Origin of the sequence: Achromobacter sp. Root170, assembly GCF_001428165.1 — a bacterium.
GTDB classification, from domain to species: Bacteria; Pseudomonadota; Gammaproteobacteria; order Burkholderiales; family Burkholderiaceae_B; genus Achromobacter; species Achromobacter mucicolens.
On record NZ_LMHN01000018.1, the window covers coordinates 93464 to 117109 of the forward strand.

The window sequence follows — 23646 nt, forward strand, 5'->3', positions numbered from 1 at the left end:
TGAAATGCATAATCTTCCGACGGATTACAAAGAACACAAGGGAATGCTGTTTCCGGAGACGGACGGCAGTATTCCCGAATTCACGTACACCGATGGCGCCGAGTTCGAACAGCAGATCGAGCGCATCATCGCCGACGCGAAGGATCGCTCGCTGTTTTCCCGCGAATTGGTGGGCGCCATCTGGGACTGGCGGTCCGCCTGCCACCTGTCGCCCGTGCGCGCCAACATCCTGCGCCCGCTCGAGAAGCTGTGCCGGGGCCGCGTGCTGGAACTGGGATCCGGCTGCGGCATCATTACGCGGTATCTAGGCGAGCTGGGCGGCGATGTCGTGGCCCTGGAGGCCTCGGCTCACCGCGCCTCGATCACGCGCCAGCGGACGGCGGACTTGAACAATGTCACCGTCGTCTGCGACCGCATCGAAGATTTCAACGCCGAAAAGAAATTCGACGTCGTGACGATGATCGGCGTATTGCAGTACGCCCGGCTTTTTTCGCATTGCGGCGACCGCGCCGAGCTGGACCTGCTGGCCAATGCCGCGCGCCAGCTCAATGACGACGGCGTTCTGGTCATCGCCATCCAGAACAAGCTGGGCCTGAAGTATTTCTCGGGCTTTCCCGAGCCGAACGTGGACGTGCCCTACTACGGCGTGGAAGGGCAGTACGGGCCCGAGACCATCATCCGTTTCGGGCTGGATGAGCTCAAGGGCATCCTGGGTTCCGTCGGACTGAGCGCGCAGGAAGTGTATTTCCCGCTGCCGGACTATCACATGCCGGTGTCGCTCCTGACCTCGAAGGGGCTGGATCCGAAGGGCCAGTTTGCCGCCCGTCCGCTGTTGACCGGCACGGTCGGCCGCGACCGCGCCCGGCCCGACTGGATCGTGCCGGCTTTCTCGCTGGAGCAGGCCTGGGCCTCGATCCACGAAAACGGCCTGGCCGAAGACCTGGCGAACTCGTTTCTGATCATTGCCGGCAAGTCGGAGCGGGCCGTGGCCGCGCTGCGCGAAGCGCAGGATCTTGCCTGGCACTACAGCGTCGAGCGCCACCCGGCGTTTGCCACCGCGAAGCGCTTTTACCTGGACGGCGGCGAAGTCCGCACGGCGCGGGACCGCGTGACGCAGGAAGCCGCGCCGGCGTTGCCGGTAAGCCATTCGATCGACGATGGCCCGTATCTGAAGGGCAATCTCTGGTGGCTGGGCCTGGTCAAGGTGCTGAACACGCCGGGCTGGTCGGCGATGGACGTGTGCAACTGGGCGCGGCCCTGGATCGACGCGATCTGCCGCGAGGCGGATCTGGGCCCGGCGGTGTCGCTGTCTCTGGACAAGTCGGTGCCCGGCGCCCTATTCGACTGGACCCCCTTGAACTGCATGGAAGTCGCGCCCGGCGAGCTGGCCTTCTTCGACAAGGAATGGAAGCTCGAATCGGACCTGACGCTGTCCTACGTGATCCTGCGTGGCCTGTTCGGCAGTCTGGCCAGCGTTTCCAGCTGCGCCCAGCCGGCCGAAGGCACGCCGCTGGAAATCCTGGAACTGTTGCGTGAGTCGTTGCGGATGCAGAGCATCGGCATCACCGATGACCATGTCGAGAAATACATCGCTCAGGAATCCAGCGTGCAGCACTGGATCAACGGCGGCGTTGAAGGCCGCATCGGCGCGCCGTGGGTCAGCTACGTCAAGTCCGCCAAGCTGGTGGTGCGCATCGACGGCCGGCACATGCGCGCGCTGCTCGAAGACGCCAAGGCGCATGACGCGAACCAGCAGGCGGTGATCCAGACGCAGGCCGCGGAGATCGCTGCCATGCGCACGACGCTGGAACAGTATCAAAGCAGGGCGCTTGCGGAAGCTGGCTCCCGGTGGCGGCGTGCGTTCCGGGCGTTGTTTGGACGGTCCGCCTGAGCCTTACGCGGTTTTTGGGGCGACGACGGTAGCGCATGGTTGCGTTGTCGCCATTACAAGAGTGAATGAAATCCCATGTAGCGCCAGGCGGAGGGGAAACCATGAAAAACGTACATGGTCAGCGTTCGCAACAGGCCTGGTTCGACATAAGAGGATTGGCGGGCACACGATGAGAGTTTTGCAAGTTAACGGATACCAGTCGCCGGGACGCCGCTTCAACGGGCTTTCCCTGAAGCCTCATCTCGAGGCGCTTGGTGTTTCGTCCAAGCATTTCGTGTGGGAACAGGACCGTCAGGAAGAAGGCGTCGTGAGCCTGCACGGCAAGCTGCTGCGCAAGGTCAACCGGCTGACGCGAGGCGCCGAGAAAGTGCTGTCGCTGCAATCGCAGCTGTATTCCAACGGCATGCACATGCGCCGCATGGAAGCGTTCCGCGAAGCGGACCTGGTTCACTACCACATCATCCATTCGGGTTTTCTGAGCATGCAGTCGCTGCCGGCGATGACCGCCGAGAAGCCCTCGCTGTGGACGCTGCACGATCCGTGGGCGATGACCGGCCATTGCATTCACCCTTTTTCGTGCCAGCGATGGAAGACGGGCTGCGGCCAGTGCCCCGATCTGAAGACCGATTTTGCGATCCAGCGCGACACGACGGCGCTGAACTTCCGGCTCAAGCGGATGGCCTACCGGCGCTCGAACTTCGAGATCCTGGTGGCTTCGAGCTGGATGGAGAACATGGTCCGGCAGTCGCCCCTGATGGACGGCGTGCCCGTTCACAAGGTGCCGTTTGGCCTGGACCTGGATTTCTTCAAACCCGATGACCAGGCAGCGGCCAAGGCCCGCCTGGGCATCGAGCCGCATCGGCTGGTGCTGTGCTTCCGGTCCGTGGTCAACGATTTCAAGGGCCTGCAGTATGTGATCGAGGCGCTGGACCGCTTGCAGACGCATGTGCCCATCTGCCTCTTGACGCTCAACGACAAGGGCCGGATCGAGAAGTTCAAGGACAGGTTTCAGGTCGTCGAACTAGGCTGGACGAATGACGATAGCGTGATGCAGGACGTCTATAGTGCGACTGACCTGTTCCTCATGCCGTCGCTGGCCGATTCGTTTGGGTTGATGGCGGTCGAGGCGATGGCTTGCGGCAAGCCCACCATCTGCTTCGAAGGGACCGCCTTGCCCGAGGTCGTGTTCACGCCGGAGGCGGGGCTGGCGGTGCCGTCCCGCGATTCGGCCGCGCTGGCGGCGGCGATGGAGCGGCTGATCGGCGATCCGCAGGAGCGGCTGGCACGAGGCGCAAGATCGCGCCAGCTGGCCGAGCAAAACTATGACATACGCTTGCAGGCCGAGCGTATGGTGGATGTTTACGAACGTGTGATCCACGGAAGGCAGTCGGGAAAATGACAACGGCGGATACGTTGACCACCAGGATTGCGGATCCGAAGTCCGACGCGGTGCCTGGCAAACAGAGAGCGGCCTGGGCGGACCTGTGCCGCGTGGTGGCCATCTATGGCGTGATCCTGATTCACTCTTGCGGCGCGGCGTTCTACGCCTTCGGCAAGAGTCCGTTGCCCGACTGGCTGTCGGCCAACGCGCTGGATTCCGCCGTGCGCGTGGCGGTGCCGCTGTTCGTGATGATTTCGGGCGCGATGCTGCTGCGCCCGGGGATGCAGGTGGTCTCGACCGGCAACATCCTGCGCCGGGTGCTGAAGGTGTTCATCCCGCTGGTCTTCTGGAGCGCCGCGTTCCTGTACCGCAACGGTGCGCTGGGCAGTTACGGCGCGGGCCTGCTCGCGATGTTTTCCGAGCCGGTGATGTACCACCTGTGGTTCGTGTACATGATCGTGGGGCTGTATGTCCTGCTGCCTTTCCTGCAGGCAATCTACGAAGTGCTGCGCAGCCGGCCGGCGCTGAGCGTCTATTTCTTCGTGATCTGGTTCGTCGTCACCAGCGTGCCGCAGTATTGGCCGCTGCCGGTCCTGCGGATCATGCAGCTCACCAGCTTTCTTGGGTATGGCGGGTTGTTCATCCTGGGCGGCCTCTTGGCCGGCGTTGACCGCAAGGCCATCCCGCGGTGGGCGTGCATTGCCGTCTATGCCATCTGCTCGGCGATCACGTTCTATCTGACGTGGCGCTTCAGCGAAAAGGCCGGCGTGCCGGTCGAACGCGCCTACGTCTATTTCACGCCTAACGTGGTCATTGCGTCGATCGCGGCGTTTCTGGCGTTCGTGACGGTAGATCTGTCGGCCCGGTCTGCGGCGATTGCGAAATGGCTGAGCGACCGCGCCTTCATCATCTTTTTCGTGCATGTGGTGGTGCTGGAGCATGTTCGCTTCAGCAGCGCGATCCGCATTGCGACGGAGCACCTGCCTGCCGGGCTCGTGATCCTGTTGATTTCCCTCAGCACGTTTTTGATCTGCGGCGTTATCGCGGCCGCGATTCGCCTGATTCCGGGAGCCAGCCGTGTTGCCGGATAACGATTCGATCACCATGGACCATCCGAACGCGCGCAAGGGCAGGATTCTGCTGGTCAGCTACGCCTTCCCGCCCATGCAGGTGCAGATGACGGCAGCGGTCTACAAGCCCATGGCCGCGCTTGCCCGGTCCGGATACGACGTCGACGTCGTGTGCGCGGACTCCTTCTGCGCGGAATTGCCGCTGGACCACAGCCTGCTGCCGTTCGCCGAGAAGACGTTCGGCCGGATCGACCGGCTGCGGCCCGCGAAGAACCTGATGAGCCTCGTGCGGTCTTCCATCCGCAAGCTTGATCGCGTGCCGGACCTGATGACCGTGCTGCGCGAATCCGCGTACAGCAAGCTCATGGACATGGATCTGAGCCAGTACGACGCCGTGATGACCTGGTCGCCGTTTCATTCGGTCAACGCCGTGATGACGCGCGTGAAGAAGGCGCGGCGCAACGTGAAGTGGCTGGCACAGTTCAGCGACCCCTGGGCGGGCAATCCGCTTGAGGTCAGCCGGCTGACCAAGCTGTGGAACGCCCGGCACGAGCCGCGCGCGGTGGCGGCGGCCGATTTCATCGTGCACAGCTCGCGATATTCCCTGGATCTGATGATGCAGGGGCAGCCCGAATCCGTCCGCCGGCGCACCGATGTGATTCCCCATGCTTTCGATGAAGCCCTCTTCCCGCAGCGGCCGAAAGCAAGGAACGATCGCATCGTCATGCGTTATGTGGGCGTGCTGTACGGCCGCCGCTCGCCCGAACCGCTGTTCCAGGCACTGGGACGCCTGTTTCAGCGGCGGCCGGACCTGCGCGGCGTGCTCTGCCTCGAGCTGATCGGCCTGGTGCCGCCCGAGATGCTTGCCACCGAGGCCGCCATGAGCCTGCCGGAGGGCACCGTGCGCGCCGTCGGCAATGTGTCGTTCGTCGAATCGCTGGAGCAGATGTACGACGCGGACATTCTGCTGCTGATCGAAGCCAATGTGCGCCAGAACCTGTTCCTGCCCAGCAAGCTGTCCGACTACATCGGCGCGGATACGCCCATCGTGGGCCTGACGCCGCCGGGCGGTTCCGAGGACGCAATGAAGCACCTTGGCTGCTGGCACGCCCGCCCGTCCGAGGTCGAGGATATCGAGAAGGCGGTCGAGGGCGCCGTGGACCACGTGCTGCGCAAGGACGGGACCGATTGGTGCAATCAGGCCTACCGCGATACATTCAGCGGCAATCGGATCGCGCAGCGCTTTGGCAAGATCCTGGAGGGGCTCTGACGCTGGCTTGCCCGCAGGCAACGCCGGTTCCCGCATATCCATGCCCATAAGCTACTAATCAAAATGGCTGTAGAAGTCGTCTTATACGCACCCAACGTGCATACCGGCGGCGGCCTTGTGCTGCTGCAGGCGCTTTTGGGCGCCTGGCCGGCCGGTTCGCCGCTGCGTCTTTTTCTGGATGCCCGCAACGAACCGCGGGTGCAGATTCCCGAGGGCGCTGCCGTGCATTGGGTGGCGCCGACGGCGCTGGCCCGCCTGAAGGGAGAATTCGCGGCGCGCCGGGCCGCGGGACCAGACGCCATCCTTTTCTGCTTTCATGGCCTGCCGCCGGTGCTGCCTTCGCGCGCGCGCGTCGTCGTGTTCCTGCAGAACCGGAATTACCTGCGCGGGGTGCGGCTGTCGCAGTTTCCGCTGCCCACGCGGCTGCGCCTGATCTTCGAGCGGACAATCGGGCGGTGTTTCCGCCATCGGGTTTCGGAATACGTGGTTCAGACGCCGACCATGCGCCGCGAGGTGCTGGATTGGCTTGGTGCCGCCGAGCGCGTGCCGCCCGTCAGGATCGCGCCTTTCGTGGCCGACATCACCGTGGGCGATCCCGCAGCGCAGGCAGAGCGGACCCGCCAGTGGGATTTTGTCTATGTGGCCGACGGCGTGGCGCACAAGAATCATCGGCGCCTCCTCGAAGCTTGGCGGCTGCTGGCCGAGGACGGTTTGCGTCCGTCGCTTGTTTTGACCCTGGGCCCTCGGGACAAGGTCTTGGCGCAGGAACTTCTGGCCGTGGCAGACCGCCACGGGCTGCGGGTCGAGAACCGGGGCGAGCTGACGCGTGAAGGCGTGGCGGCGCTGTATGCGCAGGCAGGCGCGCTGGTGTTCCCGTCGTTCGGCGAATCGTTTGGCCTGCCGTTGATCGAGGCCGCCAATGCCGGCCTGCCGATCGTGGCGTCCGAGCTCGATTATGTGCGCGACGTGTGCGTGCCCGTCCAGACGTTCGATCCGGGCTCGGCCACGTCAATCGCAAGGGCGGTGCGCCGCCAGCTCGCCGTGCCTAGCCCAATTGTGGCGCCCGACACGCCTGCCCAGTTCTGGGCCCGGCTCCGCGACTCCTCGGGAGCGAGCGCCTCGTGAGAATCCTGATCGTCAGCCAGTATTTCTGGCCGGAACAGTTCTTCATCAACGACTTCGTGCGCGCATTGACGGCGCAGGGGCATGTGGTCGAAGTGCTGACCGGCAAGCCCAACTATCCGGACGGCAAGATCTTCGATGGCTACACCGAGGAGGGTTGCACGAACGAGCAGTGGGATGACGGCACCGTGATTCATCGGGTGCCGCTGCGCACGCGGCGCGCGGGCGGCGGCAAGAATCTGGTCCTCAATTACCTGTCGTTTGTCGTAAACGGGCTGCGCCATGGTTACCGGGCTGTCGGGCACAAGGATTTCGATGTCGTCCTGGCGGTGGCATTTTCGCCGATCACGTCGGTAATCCCGGCTATTTACCTCAAATGGCGCAAGAGGCTGCCGCTGGCGATCTGGATTCAGGATCTCTGGCCGGAAAGCCTGAGCGCGACCGGCTTCGTGCGAAATCGCACGATTCTTGCCGGCGTGGGGATGATGGTACGGGCGATATATGGGGCCGCATCGCTGCTGCTCGTGCAGTCCAAGGCATTCCGCGAGCCCGTTGCACGTCTGGCCTCTGACAGCAAGATCGTCTACTACCCCAATTCAAGTCCCGATCCCCGCGCAACGCCACTGAAGCCTTGCACGTTGCCGGCCTCCCTGCTGGCCACGCTGGAGGATAATTTTTGCGTCGTCTTTGCAGGTAACCTTGGGACTGCCCAATCGCTGCATACAATCCTTGCCGCCGCGCGCAAGCTCAAAGGGCGCAACGATTCCAGAATCGTGCTGGTGGGCAGCGGCAGCATGCTGGGGCGAGTCCGCGACGAGGTGGAGCGAGAAGGCTTATCCAATGTGGTGCTCGCCGGCCGCTTCCCCAACGATCAGATGCCGCATATCTTTGACAGGGCGGGGGCGTTGCTGGTCACTTTAAATAGGGACGCGATCCTGGCGCAGACGATTCCCAGCAAAGTGCAGGCGTATTTGGCCGCGGGCCGACCGATCATCGGCGCGCTGGACGGGGCGGGCGCCGAGGTCATTCGTGATGCGGGCGCCGGACTGGTATGCGCCGCCGAGGATTCGGATGGTCTGGCCGATTGCATAGAACGCCTGCGCGCAATGAATGAGGGCGAGCGCGAGGCGCTTGCCGCCTCCGGCCGCCGGTTCTACCTTGAGCATTATGAGATAACCCGTCAGGTCGACCGATTAGTGAGTATTCTTTCTGAGAAACTCGAATTGAAAGAGAAGGCTTAGCATGAAAATTTTGGTTCTAGGGGTAACGGGCATGCTGGGTAGCGCGGTTTTTTCGCGCTTCAGCGACGATCCGGCATTCGAGACGTACGGGACGCTGCGCGGTGCGGCTGGCCTGCGCCATTTCGATGAGCGCCATCGCAATAATCTGCTGACCGGCGTCGACGTGCTGGATAATGATTCCCTCGTGACGGTAATGGCCCGGGTCAAGCCGGACGTGGTCATCAACTGTGTCGGTTTGATCAAGCAGCTTGCCGATGCCAAGGATCCCTTGGCGGCGCTGCCGGTGAACGCCATGCTGCCGCACCGGCTGTCGCGCCTGTGCGCGCTGGCGTCGGCCCGCCTGATCCACGTCAGCACCGACTGCGTGTTCGATGGCCGCAAAGGGATGTACCTGGAATCGGATCCCTCCGATGCCGAGGACCTTTATGGCAAGTCGAAGTACATTGGCGAGGTGACGTCCGACGTCAACGCCATCACCCTGCGCACGTCGATCATCGGTCACGAATTGGGCAGCAATGTGGCGCTGGTGGACTGGTTCCTGTCGCAACCGGGCCCCGTCAAGGGATTCACGCGCGCCGTGTTTTCCGGCCTGCCGACCACCGAGCTGGCGCGGGTGATGAAGGACTTCGTGATTCCCCGCCCCGAGCTGCACGGCCTGTATCACTGCGCCGTTGCGCCGATCGACAAGTATTCGCTTCTGAAGCTCGTGGCGCAGGTGTATGGCAAGGACATCGACATCATTGCAGACGATCAATTGAAGATCGACCGGTCGCTGGATGCCACGCGCCTCTTGCAGGCGACGGGTTATGTGCCTCCCTCGTGGCCGGAATTGATTCGTGAAATGCACGCGCATCGCCTGGTTCCCTAACGGATTGAATGGTTAATTTATGTTCGACAATAAAGTTCTCATGATTACCGGCGGCACCGGGTCCTTTGGACATACGGTGCTCAAGCGTTTCCTTTCCACTGATGTGCGAGAGATCCGCGTCTTCAGCCGCGACGAAAAAAAACAAGAGGACATGCGCATTGCCTTGGCCGACGACAAGGTCAAGTTCCACATCGGCGACGTGCGCGATTACGACAGCATCGCCCAGGCGATGATCGGCGTGGACTATGTGTTTCACGCGGCCGCGCTCAAGCAGGTGCCGTCCTGCGAGTTCTATCCCATGGAAGCGGTCAAGACCAACGTGCTCGGCACGGAGAACGTCCTGAACGCGGCGATTGCAGCCGGCGTGCAACGCGTGGTCGTGCTGAGCACGGACAAGGCCGTGTACCCGATCAACGCCATGGGCATCTCCAAGGCAATGGCCGAGAAGCTGGTGGTGGCCAAGTCCCGCGTCGCCGTCAATAACGGTCCGGTGATCTGCGCGACGCGCTACGGCAACGTGATGGCCTCGCGCGGCTCGGTGATTCCGCTGTTCATCAGCCAGCTGAAGACGGGCGAACCGCTTACCGTCACCGATCCCAACATGACGCGCTTCCTGATGTCGCTCGAGGATTCGGTGGACCTGGTGCTGCATGCGTTCGAGCACGCCAAGCAAGGCGACATCTTTGTGCAGAAGGCGCCGGCTTCCACCGTCGCCGACCTGGCGGTTGCGCTCAAGGAACTGATTGGCGGTGACAGCCCGCTCAAGGTGATCGGCACGCGGCACGGTGAAAAGCTGTACGAGTCGCTGATTTCGCGCGAGGAAATGGCAAAGGCCGAAGACATGGGCCGCTATTACCGGATTCCCGCCGATAACCGGGATCTGAACTACAAGAAGTATTTCGTCGAAGGCGAAACCGAGATTTCCGAGTTGGACGATTACACGTCGCACAACACGGAGCGGCTGGATGTCGAAGGTGTGAAGAAGTTGCTGTTGAATCTGGAATACATCCGGGGGCAGATCGATGCTTAAGGTCATGACGCTGGTCGGCACGCGTCCGGAACTCATCAAGATGAGCCGCGTCATCGCGGAACTGGATGCGCAGGTCGATCATGTACTGGTGCATTCCGGCCAGAATTACGACTACGAACTGAATCAGGTGTTTTTCGACGACCTGCAGATTCGCAAGCCGGATTATTTTCTGGGCGCAGCGGGCGATACCGCAGCCAAGACGATCGGCGACGTCATCATCAAGTCCGACGAGATCTTCGAACAGGAAAAGCCGGACGCGCTGCTGCTGTACGGCGACACCAACACCTGCCTGGCGGTGATCGCCGCCAAGCGCCGCAAGATTCCGGTGTTCCACATGGAGGCGGGCAATCGCTGTTTCGATCAGCGCGTGCCCGAAGAGCTGAACCGCAAGGTGCTCGACCACCTGAGCGACATCAACATGGTCCTGACCGAGCATGCGCGCCGCTACCTGATCGCCGAAGGCATCCGTCCCGAGACGATCATCAAGACCGGTTCGCACATGCAGGAAGTGCTGGCGTACTACATGGACGACATCCAGAAGTCGGACGTGCTGGCGCGCGAAGGCCTGACCGAAGACAAGTTCTTCCTGGTCAGCGTGCACCGCGAAGAAAACGTGGACACGCCGCAGAACCTGCGCGATCTGCTCGACACGCTGCGCCACCTGGCCGACACGTACGAGTACCCGATCATCGTGTCGACGCACCCGCGCACCCGCAAGCGCCTGGAGGCGTTGGGTGACGCGCTGGACCATCCGCTCATCCGCTTCGTCAAGCCGTTTGGCCTGCTCGACTACATCAAGCTGCAGATGGGCGCATTCTGCGTGCTGTCCGATAGCGGCACGATCACGGAAGAAGCTTCGCTGCTGAACCTGCCGGCCATCACGGTGCGCAATGCGCACGAGCGTCCCGAAGGCATGGACGAGGGCACGCTGATCATGAGCGGCCTGAAGGCCGAGCGGGTGGCTGACGCGGTTCGCGTGGTCACCAGCCAGCATCGCCGCGGCGAGCGCGTGATTCCCGTGGTCAAGGACTACGAAGGCGGCCCGGTCTCCAAGCAGGTCGTGCGCGTGGTGTTGAGCTACACGGATTATGTGAACCGGACTGTGTGGTCGAAATCCTGAACCGTCACCTGACTGCTGAATCATGCCTACAGTGATTTTCTGGTGCATTCTGGCGGCGGCCTTGGGTCTGGCCTGGGTACTTACCGGCGCGCTGCGCCGGTATGCCCTGGCCAGCCGCAGGCTGCTTGACGTCCCGAACAGCCGTAGTTCGCATGTGGTCACCACCCCGCGTGGCGGCGGCGTGGCCTTTGTGCTGAGCTTTCTGCTCGGCCTGCCGGTGCTCGTCTGGCTGGGCCTGCTGCCCGCGGTGACCGCGGTGGCGTTGGGCGGAGCGGGCACGGCCGTGGCCATCATCGGATTTCTGGACGACCGCGGCCATGTCGCGGTCCGCTGGCGGCTGCTGGTTCATTTCGGCAGCGCGGCCTGGCTGATGGCCTGGTTTGGCGGGTTGCCCGCGGAAGCGCTGGGCCAGGCGTCCGCGTTCTGGGCGGCCGTGGCAAGCGTGCTGGGTGTTTTTGCGCTGGTCTGGCTGCTCAACCTGTACAACTTCATGGATGGCATCGACGGCCTGGCTGCGTCGGAGGCGATCTGCGCGGCGGTCGGGGCAAGCGTGATCTACGTTCTGACCGGACACGAAGGCGCCATCGTCGCGCCCCTGCTGCTGGCTGCGGCCGTGGCGGGCTTTCTGTTGTGGAATTTCCCGCCGGCGCGCATTTTCATGGGCGATGCCGGCAGCAGCTTTCTGGGAATCGTCCTGGGTGGCCTGGCGCTGCACGGCGCGTGGCAGCAACCGGCCTTGTTGTGGGCCTGGCTGATCCTGCTGGGCGTCTTTGCCGTGGATGCAACCTGGACGCTCTTGCGGCGGCTTGGACGCGGGGAGCGCGTCTATCTGGCGCATCGCATGCACGCGTACCAGCACGCCACGCGACGCTTCGGCGCGCACAAGCCGGTTCTGCTGACGGTGATTGCGTTGAATGTGTTCTGGCTGTTCCCCATCGCGCTTTGCGTGGCGCGCGGCTGGCTCTCGCCGCTGGCAGGCGTGCCTTTGGCGTATGGCCCTTTGCTGGCGCTTGCGATAGGCTGCAAGGCGGGCGTGCCCGAGAACCCCGGGCACCATCCGCAGGCGTCATAAGACGGCACTGAGGAAACCTCCGTTATGTGTTTTTCCCGGTCCGCTTGATTGCCGGCCGTATTGCTACACTTTCATTTCGAGTCTTGGATTGAGACCACGAAGACCAAACGCCCACAATGACGAGCGGCATGAGTTTCCGGCAGATGCCGCTCGGTTGGGGTGACAAAAAGGGACAATAAGAGACGATGGCGAGATCGCTAGTGATTATCGGGGCGGGCATGCACGGACGCGCGGTGGCCGAGGCCGCCGAGCTCAGCGGCCATTGGCAGGAAATCCTGTTTGTGGACGACCGCTGGCCCGCCTTGCAGGAGAGCGCGGGCCGCAAGGTCGTGTCCAATCTGGCGGGCCTGAGCAGCCTGAGCAGCCTGAGCAGCCTGAGCGGCTTGGCGGCCGATCAGGCCCAGGCGATTGCGGCAGTCGGCAATAACGCGTTGCGCGCCGGCTGGGTCAAGGCGATCGAAGCCGCGGGCTTGCCCCTGGCGACGGTGATTCATCCGGCGGCCTGCGTCAGTCCCAGCGCCACCATCGAGGCAGGAACCGCGATCCTGGCGATGGCGATGGTGGGTGCGAGCGCCTATATTGGCTCGGGGTCCATCCTGAACGCGCACAGCACCGCGGATCACGATACCCATCTGGAAAACTATGCGCACCTGGGCACCGGCGTGCATCTGGCCGGCGGCGTGAAAGTCGGCGCCGGCGCGTGGCTTCAGGCGGGCTGCTGCGCGGGCTATGGCGTGGTCGTTCCCCCGGACACGGTGTATCCCCCGGGAACCGCTTTGAGCAATTGATTCGCCTTGTCCGAATTTGTTGTCAATCCTTTAACTGAACGTCGCTGGACGTAAACCGTGCCATTACCCATCGCTTTTCGTTCCCTCATGGTGTTTCTGTTCGACCTGTTGGCGGCCCTCGTCGCCTGGGTGGGGGGCTTTCTACTGCGCTTCAATTTCGAATGGCCGGTGGGTTATGGCAACCAGATGCTGTTCGGCCTGCCGCTGCTGCTGATCGTGCACGCGATCGCTTGCCGTTGGGCCGGTCTTTATCGCGGCATATGGCTCTTCGCCAGCCTGCCCGACCTGAAGCGCGTCCTGAAGGCCGTGGCGGTCTCGGCGATCGCGCTGCTGATCGTCGCCAACCTGGTTCCCCCCTCGTTTTCGATTCCCCGCTCGCTGTTCCTGCTGTACCCGCTGCTGCTGCTCCTGTTCATGGGCGGCGGCCGGGCGGCGTGGCGGATGTGGAAGGAGCACCGGCTGTACGGCGGCCTGATCGCCCAAGGCAAACCCGTGGTGCTGGTGGGGGCGGGCATGCGCGCCGCTTCGCTGGTGCGCGAACTTGAGCGCAGCCCGGACTGGCAGGTCGTCGCGCTGGTCGACGACAACCCCAAGAAGTGGGGGCGGGAACTGGGCGGTTATCCCGTCGTGGGATCGCTGGATCGCCTGCCCAGCGTGTTGCAGGAGTTCAAGGCGCGGCACATCATCCTGGCCATGCCGGGCGCGGCGGCCGACGTCAAGCGCCGCGTGACGGAGTTGGCCGTGCATTCGGGCGCGCAGGTCTTCGTGCTGCCCGAGGTGGACGACTTGATGAGCGGACGCGTCGCCATCAGCCAGATGCGGCCTGTCGAGATCGAGGATCTGCTGGGCCGCGACCCGGTTGAGATCGACTCGGCCCACGTCAGCACTCTGTTGCGGGGCACCACCGTGCTCGTGACCGGGGCCGGCGGGTCGATCGGCAGCGAGCTTTGCCATCAGCTCGTGCGCTTTGCGCCGGCGCGCGTCGTGCTGGTCGAAACGAGCGAATACGCGCTCTACAAGATCGAACAATGGTTTTCCACGCATTGGCCGGGCGTCAGCCTGGTCACGCTGGCGGGCGACGTGAAGGACGCCGACCGCATGGACGAGATCTTTGCGCGCTACCGGCCGCAGGTGATCTTCCACGCCGCCGCGTACAAGCATGTCCCCCTGATGGAGGTCGACAACGCGTGGCAGGCAGTGCGCAACAACGTGGGCGGCACGCTGGTCGTGGCCCAGTGCGCGCAGCGGCACAAGGCTGAACGCTTCGTCCTGATTTCCACCGACAAGGCGGTCAACCCCACCAATGTCATGGGCGCAACCAAGCGCCTGGCCGAGATGGTGTGCGAGGCCTTCCAGGCCGAAAAGGGCGGGACGCGCTTTGGCATCGTCCGATTTGGCAACGTGCTGGGCAGCACCGGCAGCGTCATCCCGAAATTCCATCAGCAGATCCAGCACGGCGGGCCGGTGACGGTCACGCATCCTGACATCACCCGCTATTTCATGTCCATTCCCGAAGCCGCGCAGCTGGTGCTGCAGGCGGCCGCCATGGGAGACGGGGGCGAGATCCATGTGCTGGACATGGGGTATCCGGTCAAGATCGTGGATTTGGCACGCAACATGATTCGCCTGTCGGGGTACGACGAAGAGCAGATCCGGATCGAGTTCACCGGGTTGCGGCCGGGCGAAAAGCTCTATGAAGAATTGCTGGCCGATTGCGAACAGACGCGGCCGACGCCGCATACCAAGTTGCGCATCGCCCGCTCGCGGCCCGTGCCGCCGGCGTTCCTGCGTGAATTGACCGAATGGCTCGAAAGCAGCAAGACCTACAGCGACGAAGTCGTGCGCGCCGGGTTGTTGCGATGGGTGCCGGAGTACACGCCCAAGGCGCATGAGGCCGGGTCCGGAGCGATGGCGGACGTTTCCGCGCGCACGGAGGCCTCGTCATGATGGCCGTCACCGATACGCGTCGCGTGGGCGTGCTGGGCGCGACCAGCCTGGTGGGCGCCGCGCTGCTGAGCGAACTGAAGGCCCAATCATTCGCGCCCATCGCCTATTCCCGCCGGCGCGCCGCGTCCGCGGACGATGGCGTCCAGTGGCGCGCGCTTCCCGAGGCCGGCGGCAAGCCGGAGTCGGTGTTTGGCGAACAAGACATTCCGGTATGGGTGTCGCTGGCGCCCATCTGGATCCTGCCGCAGTATTTCGACGCGCTGCGCGCCAGCGGGGCCAAGCGAATCGTCGCCCTGTCCTCGACCAGCCGGTTCACCAAGACGTCGTCTTCGGTTGAATCCGAACAGGCCCTGGCGCGCAAGCTGATCGACGCCGAGGCCGCGCTGATCGCCTGGGCTGAAGCGGCCGGCGTCGAGTACGTGATCCTGCGTCCGACCCTGATCTACGGGGGCGAGCACGACGGCAACATTTCCGAAATTGCCCGTTTCATCCGCCGGTTCGGCATGTTCCCGGTGTTTGGCGCCGCGCGCGGGCTGCGGCAGCCCGTCAAGGCCGCCGATATCGCGGCGGCAAGCGTTGCGGCCGTTACCGCGCCGGCGGCGGCCAATCAGGCGTACAACCTGTCGGGCGGCGAAACCCTGCAATACCGGCAGATGGTGGCCCGGGTGTTCGCGGCGATGGGCAAGCGCCCGCGCATCCTGACCGTGCCGCTGGGCATCTTCAAGCTTGCGCTGGCCGGCGTGCGCCTCGTGCCGCGCTACCGGCACTGGTCGGTCGGCATGGCCGAACGCATGAACGAAGACCTGGTGTTCGCGCATGACGACGCTCAGCGCGACCTGGGCTATCGGCCATCAAAGTTCGAACCCTAGGCAAGGCACCGGGCGCGCATGGATCCGGCGGTTTGTTGTAAATTGCCGGAATTCGCGGGATTTTCCATTGCCTTTCAATTGGTCCAAGCAACCGTGATCGACGCTTGCACACGGCCTGAACCATTGCATTCTTCTTGATGCCCACTCGCATTCTCATTGTCCGCACGTCTTCCCTGGGCGATCTCGTCCACATGCTGCCGGCGATCACGGATATCGCCCGGCATGTGCCGGACGCGCAGATCGACTGGGTCGTCGAGGAAGCGTTTGCCGAGATCCCGACGTGGCATCCCGCCGTCAACGAAGTCATCAAGGTCGCGCACCGGCGCTGGCGTAAGTCGTGGTGGTCCGCCCAGGTGCGGGCCGAGCGCCGCGCGCTGCGCGAGCGCCTGCGCGCCGTGCGCTACGACGTCGTCCTGGACATGCAGGCCCTCTTGAAATCGGCCTGGCTGGTGCGCCAGACGCAGGGCGTCAAGCACGGGCTGGACTGGCGGTCGGCGCGCGAACCGCTGGCCTCGCTGTTCTACAACGTGCGTCATCGCGTCGAGTTCTGGCAGCCCGCCGTGATCCGGCAGCGCAAGCTGGCAGGCCTGACGTTCGGCTACCAGCACGCCGGCCTGCCGGATTTTGGATTGCAATCCTTTGCGCGACAGGCCACGCAGGCCCCCGAGCCGGTCGTGGAAGTGGGCAGCAGCGGCCTGAACGCCGCCGAGCTGCCCCGGCTGCACCACCTGGACACGGACCGCGGCTATGCGGTGATCATGCCGTCGGCCAGCCGCGACGACAAGCTGTGGCCCGAAGAGGACTGGCGCGTGGTGTTCCGCCGCCTGCGCGAGGCCGGCTGCACGCTCAAGCTGCTGGCGGGCAACGAACAGGAAGCCGAACGCGCCCAGCTGCTGGTGGCCGGCATGGAAGGGGCCGAGGTGATGCCCCGCATGGACCTTACCGCGGTGGCCAAGCTGCTTGCCGGCGCGCGCCTGATGGTGGGGCTGGACAGCGGCCTCACGCATCTGTCGGCCGCGTTGGGCCGTCCCACGATCGGCATCTACCGCGCATCCACGCCGGTACGCACCCCGCTGGTCGGATCCAACTACACCGCCAGCTTGGGCGACCGCGGCGCCTCGCCGTCGCGTGAGGCCGTCATGGCCTCGGTCGAGCAGGCGCTCGCCGCGCAGTGACATGAACCGCGGCGTCTACACGCTGGCGCTGCGGACCCTCGCGCCGCTGATCTGGCTGTGGATGGCCCGCCGCGCCAAACGCGCAGGCGGCCGCTGGGAAATCTTTTCTCCCGAGCGTTTCGGCCGCGCCGAGCCCGCCTCGCAGTCACCGGACGACCCCGTCTGGGTGCATGCCGTCAGCCTGGGCGAGACACGGGCCGCGCTGCCACTCTTGAACGCGTTGCTGGCGCAAGGCCTGCCTGTGTTGCTGACGCACACGACGGCGACGGGCCGCGCCGAGGGCGAGCGCCTTTTCAAGGACGCAATCGCCCAGGGACAGCTGCGCCAAGCCTGGCTTCCCTACGATTTTCCGGGCGCGACCCGCCGCTTCATGGCGGCGCACCGTCCGCGCTGCGGTCTGCTGATGGAGCGCGAGATCTGGCCGAATCTGCTGGCAGCGGCCCGGCAGGCCAAGGTGCCCATGGCGCTCGTCAGCGCGCGCTATTCCGCGTCGTCGCTACGGCAGGCGCGCCGGATGGGCAGCGTGATGCGCGAGGCGCTGGCGGGTCTGGACAAAGTGCTGGCGCAGACGGCGGAAGATGCCGGCCGGCTGGCGCAGGCTGGGGCGCCCGCGGCCCAGATCACCGGCAATCTCAAGTTTGACCTTGTGCTGCCGGCCGCGCAGGTCGAGGCAGGACACGCCTGGCGCGCGCATCTGGGACGTTCCGTGGTGGCCGTGGCCAGCACGCGCGAGGGCGAGGACGCCCCGTTCATCGCGGCCATCAAGCGCCACGCGGTTGCACCGGGCGCGCCGCTCTTTCTGTTGATTCCGCGGCATCCGCAGCGTTTTGACGAAGCGGCGGGGCTGCTGTCGAACGCGAAAGTGCCGTTCGAACGGCGCTCGGCGGGCGCCGCCGCATCGCCGGATACCGCCGTGCTGCTGGGCGACACGCTGGGCGAAATGGCTTTTTATTACGCGGCTTCGGATGTGGCGATCGTGGCGGGCAGCTTTGCGCCGCTGGGCGGCCAGAACCTGATCGAAGCCTGCGCGGCGGGCGTGCCCGTGATCGTCGGGCCGCATACGTTCAATTTCAAGCAGGCGGCCGAGGATGCCATCGAGGCCGGCGCGGCACGCCGCGCGGCGGATCCGGTGCAAGCGGTGGACGCCGCGATGGCGCTGCTAAGCGATACGGCCGGCAGGCGGCAGGCGAGCAAGGCGGCCAGGGCCTGGTTCGACCAGCACGCCGGCGCCACGGCGCGCACGATGGCCGCGCTGGCGCCCTGGCTGGGCGAGCCGGCCGCGCGCCGGTAAGGCGTTCGTCAAGGCGCTAGTTAAGGCGTTTTGCGCGGCGTCAGCGTCACGGCGCCGGGGTTCAATTCCTGGCTGAACCGCCGCGCGTCCCGGCCCTCGTCCTCGGGCCGGGCGCCCAGCCAGCCCTGTCCCAGCGCAAAAACGCCCAGGTTCGCAAGCAGGATCAGGATGAAGAGCACGCGCATGCCGTACCTTCGTCAGAAAGAGGTGTTCAACGTGGCGCGCGCCACGGCGGCCAGCCCGTCCAGGACGGGATGGTCCAGGTAGACGGGAACGGGCGTCGCGCCAAACGCGCCGCCCGCATCGGCCAGCAGGCGTTCGATTTCTTGATGCACTTCGGGCCAGCCGCCGCCGGCCGCGTAGATCTGCGGCGTCTGGCCGTAGCGCTGGCGGCCCGCCAGCCATTGGCGCACGACGGCGCCGGCCTGGGCCGCGGCAATGCCCGAGGCGATGGCCTCGTGCGTGTCCGTGGGGTAGGGCACGACCTGGCCGTTGGCGATGGGCAGGTTGGCCGTGCCGTGCGCAAGCGAGGTGCGCATCATGGCCGGGCCCGGCAGGATCAGGCCGCCCGCGAAGACGTTGTCCGGTCCGACGGTGTCGATGGTGGTGGCGGTGCCGAAGCTGGCCAGCACGAAAGGCGGATGCGTGCCCGGCAGGCGCGAGAGCACGCCGAGCAGCGATGCCCAGCGGTCGGCGCCCAGCTGGGTGGGGGTGCGATAACTGTTGACCAGACCCAGCGTCGTTGCTTGTGACAGCGACCAGGTGACCGCGCAGCCGTGTTTGTTCAGGATGTCCGCGATGGCGTCGCCGCGCGCCGCGCCGGCGACGTTCACGCCCAACGCGCGCAGCGGCGGCCGCGGCAGGGCGGCCAGCCAGTCATCCAGCGCGTTCAGGTCCAGGCCGTCGAAGGCGACGGCCGCGGGCTCGCGCGGCATGTCCGGATTGCTGGCGTCCAGCCAACCCACTTTGAGTCGGCTGTTGCCGGAGTCGATGAGAATAATCATGCTTGGCGTCGAATCGAAATTTCACCGACCGAGATCGGTGTGGCGCCCTCGGGCGTTTGCACCAGCAGGCGGCCTTGATCGTCCACGCCACAGGCGGTGCCGCTTAGAAGAATAGCGCCCTTGTCCAGCACGTTCACCTTGCGGCCCGCCAGGGCGTCCACCTGGTCGAAACGCTGCCGGAATACGCCGAAGCCTTCGCGTTCGAGCGTGCGGACCGCCTCGTGCCAGGCCGTGGCGCTGGCGCAGACCAGGTCGGCAGCCGCAGCCGCGTGCGCGGCGCCGGCCTGCACCTGGGTCCAGTCCGCGACCTCGCGGCCCAGGGCAAGCGACAGCTCGGCCGCATCGATAAGGTTCACGCCCATGCCTATCACCACGGTGTATCCGGCGTCGCGGCCGCCCGGATTGCGGGTGGTTTCCACCAGGATGCCGGCCAGCTTGGCGTCGTGCCATTGGACGTCGTTGGGCCATTTCATGCACAGGCCGCGCGGCTCGGGCCCGGCGACGGTGCGCAGCGCCTCGCAGGCGGCCACGCCGGCCAGCGGCGATAACGCGGCCAGTTGCGTGGCCGGCAGGTGCACGTCGAATGCGCACGAGAACATCAGCGTGGAGCCCGAGCGGTTCTGCCACGGGCGGCCGGCGCGGCCTCGGCCGGTCTCCTGCAGATGCGTGCCCAGCAGCCAGGGCTTGCCCGCGCCGGCGCCCGAGCGCGCGCGCGCAAGCAGGTCGGCATTGGTCGATCCGGTGCTGTGGGTCCAGGCAATGTCCTGGAAGGCGGGCAGGCGGTCCGCGAGCGTCCGGGCAAGCGTTTCCGGGGCGGGCAGGTCGATGGGGCAAACGGGTGCGGGCATGGCCGCGATTGTAGGGCACGCAGGCCGCGCTCGCGGCTGCGGGGCCCCAGCGTTTATGATTGGCGATACATTTTGCATCGGTACCCCGACGACATGCCGCATTCCGCACTGCTTGCGACCGCCGCCGCGCCTTTTCGATACGAAGGCGGGGTTTGCCACGTGGGCGGCGATTGGAGCGTCCTGGCGCTGGCCGAGTCGGGCGAGGTCGAACGCAGGCGCGCGGCCCTCGCACAGGCGGCCAAGGACGGCGCCCGGTGGGACATGCACAGCATCCACCGGCTGGACACCATCGGCGCGCTGATCATCTGGCAGGCCTGGGGCGAGAAACTGCCCGAGCGCGTGCGTTGGGGCGCCGGGCAGCAGGATGTCTTCAACACGCTGGCGATGAACAAGGGCGAGACACCCGCGGCGGCGCCCAAGCCCGAGACATGGTCGTGGGTACGCGCCACGGGCGGCGCGGTCCTGCAGGCCGCCGAAAACGGCAAGGCGCTGCTTATCATGCTGGGCCAGCTCGTGCTGGATGTCGGCGCCATGCTGCGCCGGCCCTGGCTGGGCCCGTGGCGCGAGATTTCCGCGCAGGTGTACCGGACCGGCGCGCAGGCGCTGGGCATCACGGCGCTGGTGGGCTTTCTGATCGGCGTGGTGCTGTCTTACCTGTCGGCCCAGCAGCTTCAGATGTTCGGCGCCGACCGCTTCATCGTGCGCCTCCTGGGGGTCTCGATCGTGCGAGAGCTGGGACCGGTGCTTGCGGCGATCCTCGTGGCCGGCCGGTCGGGATCCGCGATTACGGCGCAGATCGGGGTGATGCGCGTGACGCAGGAACTGGACGCGATGCTGGTGATGGGCATTTCGCACGGCCAGCGCCTCATCCTGCCGCGCGTGGTGGCGCTGGCGGTCACGATGCCGCTGCTGGTGCTGTGGACCAGCGCCATGGCGCTCTTGGGCGGCATGCTGGCGGCGATGGCGCAGCTGGGCGTGTCCGCGCAGTGGTTCCTGCAATCGCTGCCGGATGCGATCTCGCTGACCAATTACTGGATCGGCATGCTCAAGGGCGTGACCTTCGGCATCCTGATCGCGCTCATTGCCTGCCACTTCGGCCTGCGCATCCAGCCCAACACCGAAAGCCTGGGACGCGGCACCACGACATCCGTGGTTACGTCGATCACGGGCGTGATTCTGCTGGATGCGGTGTACGCGGTCATCTTCAGCACGGTGGGCATCTGATGAATAGCGCCGCGCAGCACCGGCTGTTTACCGAAGAGGGCGTGACCGTCGAGCCGGTCATCACCGTGCGCGGCCTTCGCACGGCTTTCGGCGATCACGTGGTGCACGAGAACCTGGACCTGACGGTGTTTCCCGGAGAAATCCTGGTGCTGGTGGGCGGCTCGGGCACGGGCAAGACGGTGCTGCTGCGGCAGATCATCGGACTGGACGTGCCGGCCGCGGGCACCGTGAAGGTGCTGGGGCATACGCTTTCGGAACTGTCTCCGGGCGAACGCCGGCGCCTGTCATACCGCTGGGGCATGCTGTTCCAGGCGGGCGCGCTTTTCTCGGCGCTGTCGGTGTTCGACAACGTCGCGCTGCCGCTTCGCGAATTGCGCACGGTGCCCGAAGACCTGGTGCGCGACGTGGTCATGTGCCGGCTTGCGATGGTGGGCCTGTCGTCGCGAGATGCGGACAAGCGTCCCTCGGACCTGTCCGGCGGCATGGTCAAGCGCGTGGCGCTGGCGCGCGCGCTGTCGCTGGACCCGGAATTGCTGTTCCTGGACGAACCCACGGCGGGGCTCGATCCGCTGCGGTCCGACGAATTCGTCGACCTGGTGCGCAGTTTGCACCGGCAGCTTGGCTTTACCGTCGTCATGGTGACGCACGACCTGGACACGCTGCTGGCGCTGGCCACGCGCGTGGCCGTGCTGGCCGAGAAACGGGTGATCATTTGCGACACGGTGCCTGAAGTCCTGAAGTTCGATCACCCGTTCATTCATACGTTCTTCCTGGGCGAGCGCGGCTTGCGCGCGCTGGGAGATTTGGCACCGAAGGGAATGCACCATGGAAAACCGTAGTCATGCGCTCATGGCCGGTATCTTCACGCTGGTCCTGCTGGCTGCCGCGACGCTGACGGCCATCTGGATCGGCCGCGACCGGACGCAATTGCAGCCATACGAAATCATTTCGGCCACGGCCGTCACCGGCCTGAATCCGCAATCGGCCGTGCGCTACCAGGGCGTGCCCGTGGGCCGCGTGCAGTCGCTGGCGCTCAATCCCGACAAGCCGGGGCAGGTGCGCATCCGGATTGGCGTGGCCCCCAACACGCCGATCACCGAATCGACCTGGGCCGAACTGGGCGTGCAGGGCGTGACCGGCATGGCCAACGTGGACCTGCGCGATGACGGCTCGTCGCTCAAGCGCCTGACGTCCACGGCCGAGCATCCGGCCGCCATTCCGCTGCGTCCGGGCTTTCTGGACCGCATCGAAAAGCGCGGCGACAAGCTGATTTCCAACGTCGAGGTGGCGACGGAGCAATTGAAGCGCGTGCTGAGCGAACAGAACGTGCAGGCCCTCACGGCCAGCCTGCAGAACGCCACCGACATCTCGCAGTCCCTGAAGGACGCCACCCGTGATCTGGCGCCCACGCTGGCCAAGCTCGGTCCGCTGATGGATTCCTTGAACACCACCTCGCGCCAGGCCGACCGCGCCGCGCGCGAGATCGGCGACCTGGCCCAGCAGGCCCGCCAGTCGCTCGCGCGATTGAACGCGCCCGACGGCCCGCTGGCCGTCGCCACCCGCAGCCTGAACGACATCGCGCTGGCCGCCGCGCGGCTCGATGGCGAGACCTTGCCGGCCTTCACCACCATGGCCAACGATGTCAGCACGGCCGCACGGGGCGCCACCACCACCTTGCGCCGTGTGGACAGCACGCCGCAATCGTTCCTGTTCGGTCCCGCGCCCATTGCGCCGGGACCCGGCGAACCCGGCTTTGCCGGATTCCGGAGATAGATCCCATGAAGATGCGCAGCGCCATTCTGATCCTGACCCTGGCCCTGGCCGGTTGCGGCATCGGCCGCGTGGACGCGCCGCCCCAGTTGTTCGACCTGGGGCTGGACGCGCGGCCGGTGCCTGCGTTGCCGGCGCGCGATCCGATCGCGCTGTCGTTCCAGGCCGCGCCGGGGCTGTCCGACACCGGCATGATCTGGCGCGTGGGCGACAGCGCCGCGCCCCGGTCGTACGCCACCTATCGCTGGGCGGCCTCGCCCGCCGAGCTGGTGCGCCAGCGCATCACCGATCGCCTGTCGCGCCAGGGCGCTGTGCTGGGCGACCGCGTCACGTTGCAGACGCCGCAATTGCAGGTGTCGCTGGCGCAGTTCGAGCAGGTGTTCACCGAGGACGGCCAGTCGAGCCAGGGACGCCTGCTGCTGCAAGCCGTGCTGCTGAACGGGCGCGAGGTCGTGGACCAGAAGCGCATCATGGTGGCCGCGCCCGCGCCCACGCAGGATGCCGCAGGCGGCGTGGCCGCGCTGCGCCAGGCTACCGACGAGGCCAGCGACCAGCTTGCGCAATGGCTGGCGGCGACGCTGCGACCGCCTGCCGCTGCGCGCGGAAAGTGAGCTCGGGCTCGCGCTTGCGCGCGCCGTTGACGGTTGACCCGGATTTCGCCGCGC

22 protein-coding genes are annotated in these 23646 nt (G+C 65.6%); 19 read left to right on the top strand and 3 right to left on the bottom strand.

The genetic code is table 11. The features are described from left to right. Positions 1-4: 4 nt before the first annotated feature. From ASD87_RS23505 to ASD87_RS23575, 15 genes are all read left to right on the top strand, one after another. Entirely contained in the window at positions 5-1891 is a 1887-nt protein-coding gene (locus ASD87_RS23505) for a bifunctional 2-polyprenyl-6-hydroxyphenol methylase/3-demethylubiquinol 3-O-methyltransferase UbiG (RefSeq protein WP_056327178.1), read from the top strand. A gap of 754 nt (positions 1892-2645) precedes the next feature. Further along, a complete protein-coding gene (locus ASD87_RS27685; protein ID WP_369818590.1) occupies positions 2646-3290 on the top strand; it encodes a glycosyltransferase in 645 nt (214 codons plus the stop codon). Between the two features lie 14 nt (positions 3291-3304). Continuing rightward, positions 3305-4363, top strand: a complete 1059-nt coding sequence (locus ASD87_RS23515; RefSeq protein WP_162256806.1) for an acyltransferase — start codon at positions 3305-3307, stop codon at positions 4361-4363. Further along, positions 4350-5612 (top strand): hypothetical protein, encoded by a 1263-nt coding sequence (locus ASD87_RS23520; RefSeq protein ID WP_056327184.1) that lies wholly within the window; start codon positions 4350-4352, stop codon positions 5610-5612. Before ASD87_RS23515 ends, ASD87_RS23520 begins: the two co-directional genes overlap by 14 nt. Before the next feature lie 63 nt (positions 5613-5675). Next, positions 5676-6737 carry a glycosyltransferase gene (locus tag ASD87_RS23525; RefSeq protein ID WP_082586417.1) on the top strand — a complete coding sequence of 354 codons (1062 nt, stop codon included), beginning with the start codon at positions 5676-5678 and terminating at the stop codon, positions 6735-6737. Further along, the gene (locus tag ASD87_RS23530) at positions 6734-7975 is read left to right on the top strand and encodes a glycosyltransferase family 4 protein (RefSeq protein WP_056327188.1); all 1242 of its coding nucleotides are present in this window, start codon (positions 6734-6736) and stop codon (positions 7973-7975) included. Before ASD87_RS23525 ends, ASD87_RS23530 begins: the two co-directional genes overlap by 4 nt. 1 nt (position 7976) lies before the next feature. Beyond that, a complete protein-coding gene (locus ASD87_RS23535; RefSeq protein WP_056327190.1) occupies positions 7977-8843 on the top strand; it encodes an SDR family oxidoreductase in 867 nt (288 codons plus the stop codon). 19 nt (positions 8844-8862) lie between these two features. Then, positions 8863-9873, top strand: a complete 1011-nt coding sequence (locus ASD87_RS23540) for a polysaccharide biosynthesis protein (protein WP_056327192.1) — start codon at positions 8863-8865, stop codon at positions 9871-9873. Then, positions 9866-10993, top strand: a complete 1128-nt coding sequence (wecB, locus tag ASD87_RS23545; protein ID WP_056327194.1) for a non-hydrolyzing UDP-N-acetylglucosamine 2-epimerase — start codon at positions 9866-9868, stop codon at positions 10991-10993. The genes ASD87_RS23540 and wecB overlap by 8 nt, the downstream gene beginning before the upstream one ends. A gap of 22 nt (positions 10994-11015) precedes the next feature. After that, positions 11016-12065: a glycosyltransferase family 4 protein gene (locus tag ASD87_RS23550; RefSeq protein ID WP_056327195.1), complete on the top strand. Its 1050-nt coding sequence runs from the start codon at positions 11016-11018 to the stop codon at positions 12063-12065. 185 nt (positions 12066-12250) lie between these two features. Further along, complete coding sequence (locus ASD87_RS23555; RefSeq protein WP_056327197.1) at positions 12251-12853, top strand: acetyltransferase; 603 nt, start codon at positions 12251-12253, stop codon at positions 12851-12853. Between the two features lie 87 nt (positions 12854-12940). Continuing rightward, the gene (locus ASD87_RS23560) at positions 12941-14800 is read left to right on the top strand and encodes a nucleoside-diphosphate sugar epimerase/dehydratase (RefSeq protein WP_056327199.1); all 1860 of its coding nucleotides are present in this window, start codon (positions 12941-12943) and stop codon (positions 14798-14800) included. Further along, the gene (locus ASD87_RS23565; RefSeq protein WP_200952227.1) at positions 14797-15669 is read left to right on the top strand and encodes an NAD-dependent epimerase/dehydratase family protein; all 873 of its coding nucleotides are present in this window, start codon (positions 14797-14799) and stop codon (positions 15667-15669) included. The genes ASD87_RS23560 and ASD87_RS23565 overlap by 4 nt, the downstream gene beginning before the upstream one ends. A 137-nt stretch (positions 15670-15806) precedes the next feature. Then, on the top strand, positions 15807-16844 hold the full coding sequence (gene waaC, locus ASD87_RS23570) for a lipopolysaccharide heptosyltransferase I (RefSeq protein WP_056327202.1): 1038 nt from the start codon (positions 15807-15809) through the stop codon (positions 16842-16844). A 1-nt stretch (position 16845) separates the two neighbouring features. Beyond that, positions 16846-18135, top strand: coding sequence for a 3-deoxy-D-manno-octulosonic acid transferase (locus tag ASD87_RS23575; protein WP_056327204.1), 1290 nt, complete (start codon positions 16846-16848; stop codon positions 18133-18135). Between the two features lie 20 nt (positions 18136-18155). On the opposite strand, the gene ASD87_RS27235 is transcribed toward ASD87_RS23575, so the two are convergent. Genes ASD87_RS27235 through ASD87_RS23585 form a run of 3 tightly spaced genes read right to left on the bottom strand, consistent with a single transcriptional unit; the run spans position 18156 to position 19987 of the window. Continuing rightward, positions 18156-18320 carry a hypothetical protein gene (locus ASD87_RS27235; RefSeq protein WP_174245407.1) on the bottom strand — a complete coding sequence of 55 codons (165 nt, stop codon included), beginning with the start codon at positions 18318-18320 and terminating at the stop codon, positions 18156-18158. 12 nt (positions 18321-18332) lie between these two features. Further along, on the bottom strand, positions 18333-19139 hold the full coding sequence (locus ASD87_RS23580; RefSeq protein WP_056327205.1) for a type III pantothenate kinase: 807 nt from the start codon (positions 19137-19139) through the stop codon (positions 18333-18335). Further along, the gene (locus tag ASD87_RS23585; RefSeq protein ID WP_056327207.1) at positions 19136-19987 is read right to left on the bottom strand and encodes a biotin--[acetyl-CoA-carboxylase] ligase; all 852 of its coding nucleotides are present in this window, start codon (positions 19985-19987) and stop codon (positions 19136-19138) included. Before ASD87_RS23585 ends, ASD87_RS23580 begins: the two co-directional genes overlap by 4 nt. Positions 19988-20080: 93 nt before the next feature. Between ASD87_RS23585 and ASD87_RS23590 the strand changes: the two genes are divergently transcribed. The 4 genes from ASD87_RS23590 to ASD87_RS23605 are packed head-to-tail and all read left to right on the top strand — an operon-like array spanning position 20081 to position 23592. Then, positions 20081-21211: an ABC transporter permease gene (locus ASD87_RS23590; protein ID WP_056327209.1), complete on the top strand. Its 1131-nt coding sequence runs from the start codon at positions 20081-20083 to the stop codon at positions 21209-21211. After that, positions 21211-22050, top strand: a complete 840-nt coding sequence (locus ASD87_RS23595; protein ID WP_056327212.1) for an ABC transporter ATP-binding protein — start codon at positions 21211-21213, stop codon at positions 22048-22050. The genes ASD87_RS23590 and ASD87_RS23595 overlap by 1 nt, the downstream gene beginning before the upstream one ends. Continuing rightward, a complete protein-coding gene (locus ASD87_RS23600) occupies positions 22037-22984 on the top strand; it encodes an MlaD family protein (protein WP_056327214.1) in 948 nt (315 codons plus the stop codon). Before ASD87_RS23595 ends, ASD87_RS23600 begins: the two co-directional genes overlap by 14 nt. A gap of 5 nt (positions 22985-22989) precedes the next feature. Then, on the top strand, positions 22990-23592 hold the full coding sequence (locus ASD87_RS23605) for an ABC-type transport auxiliary lipoprotein family protein (RefSeq protein ID WP_056327217.1): 603 nt from the start codon (positions 22990-22992) through the stop codon (positions 23590-23592). Positions 23593-23646 lie beyond the last annotated feature (54 nt).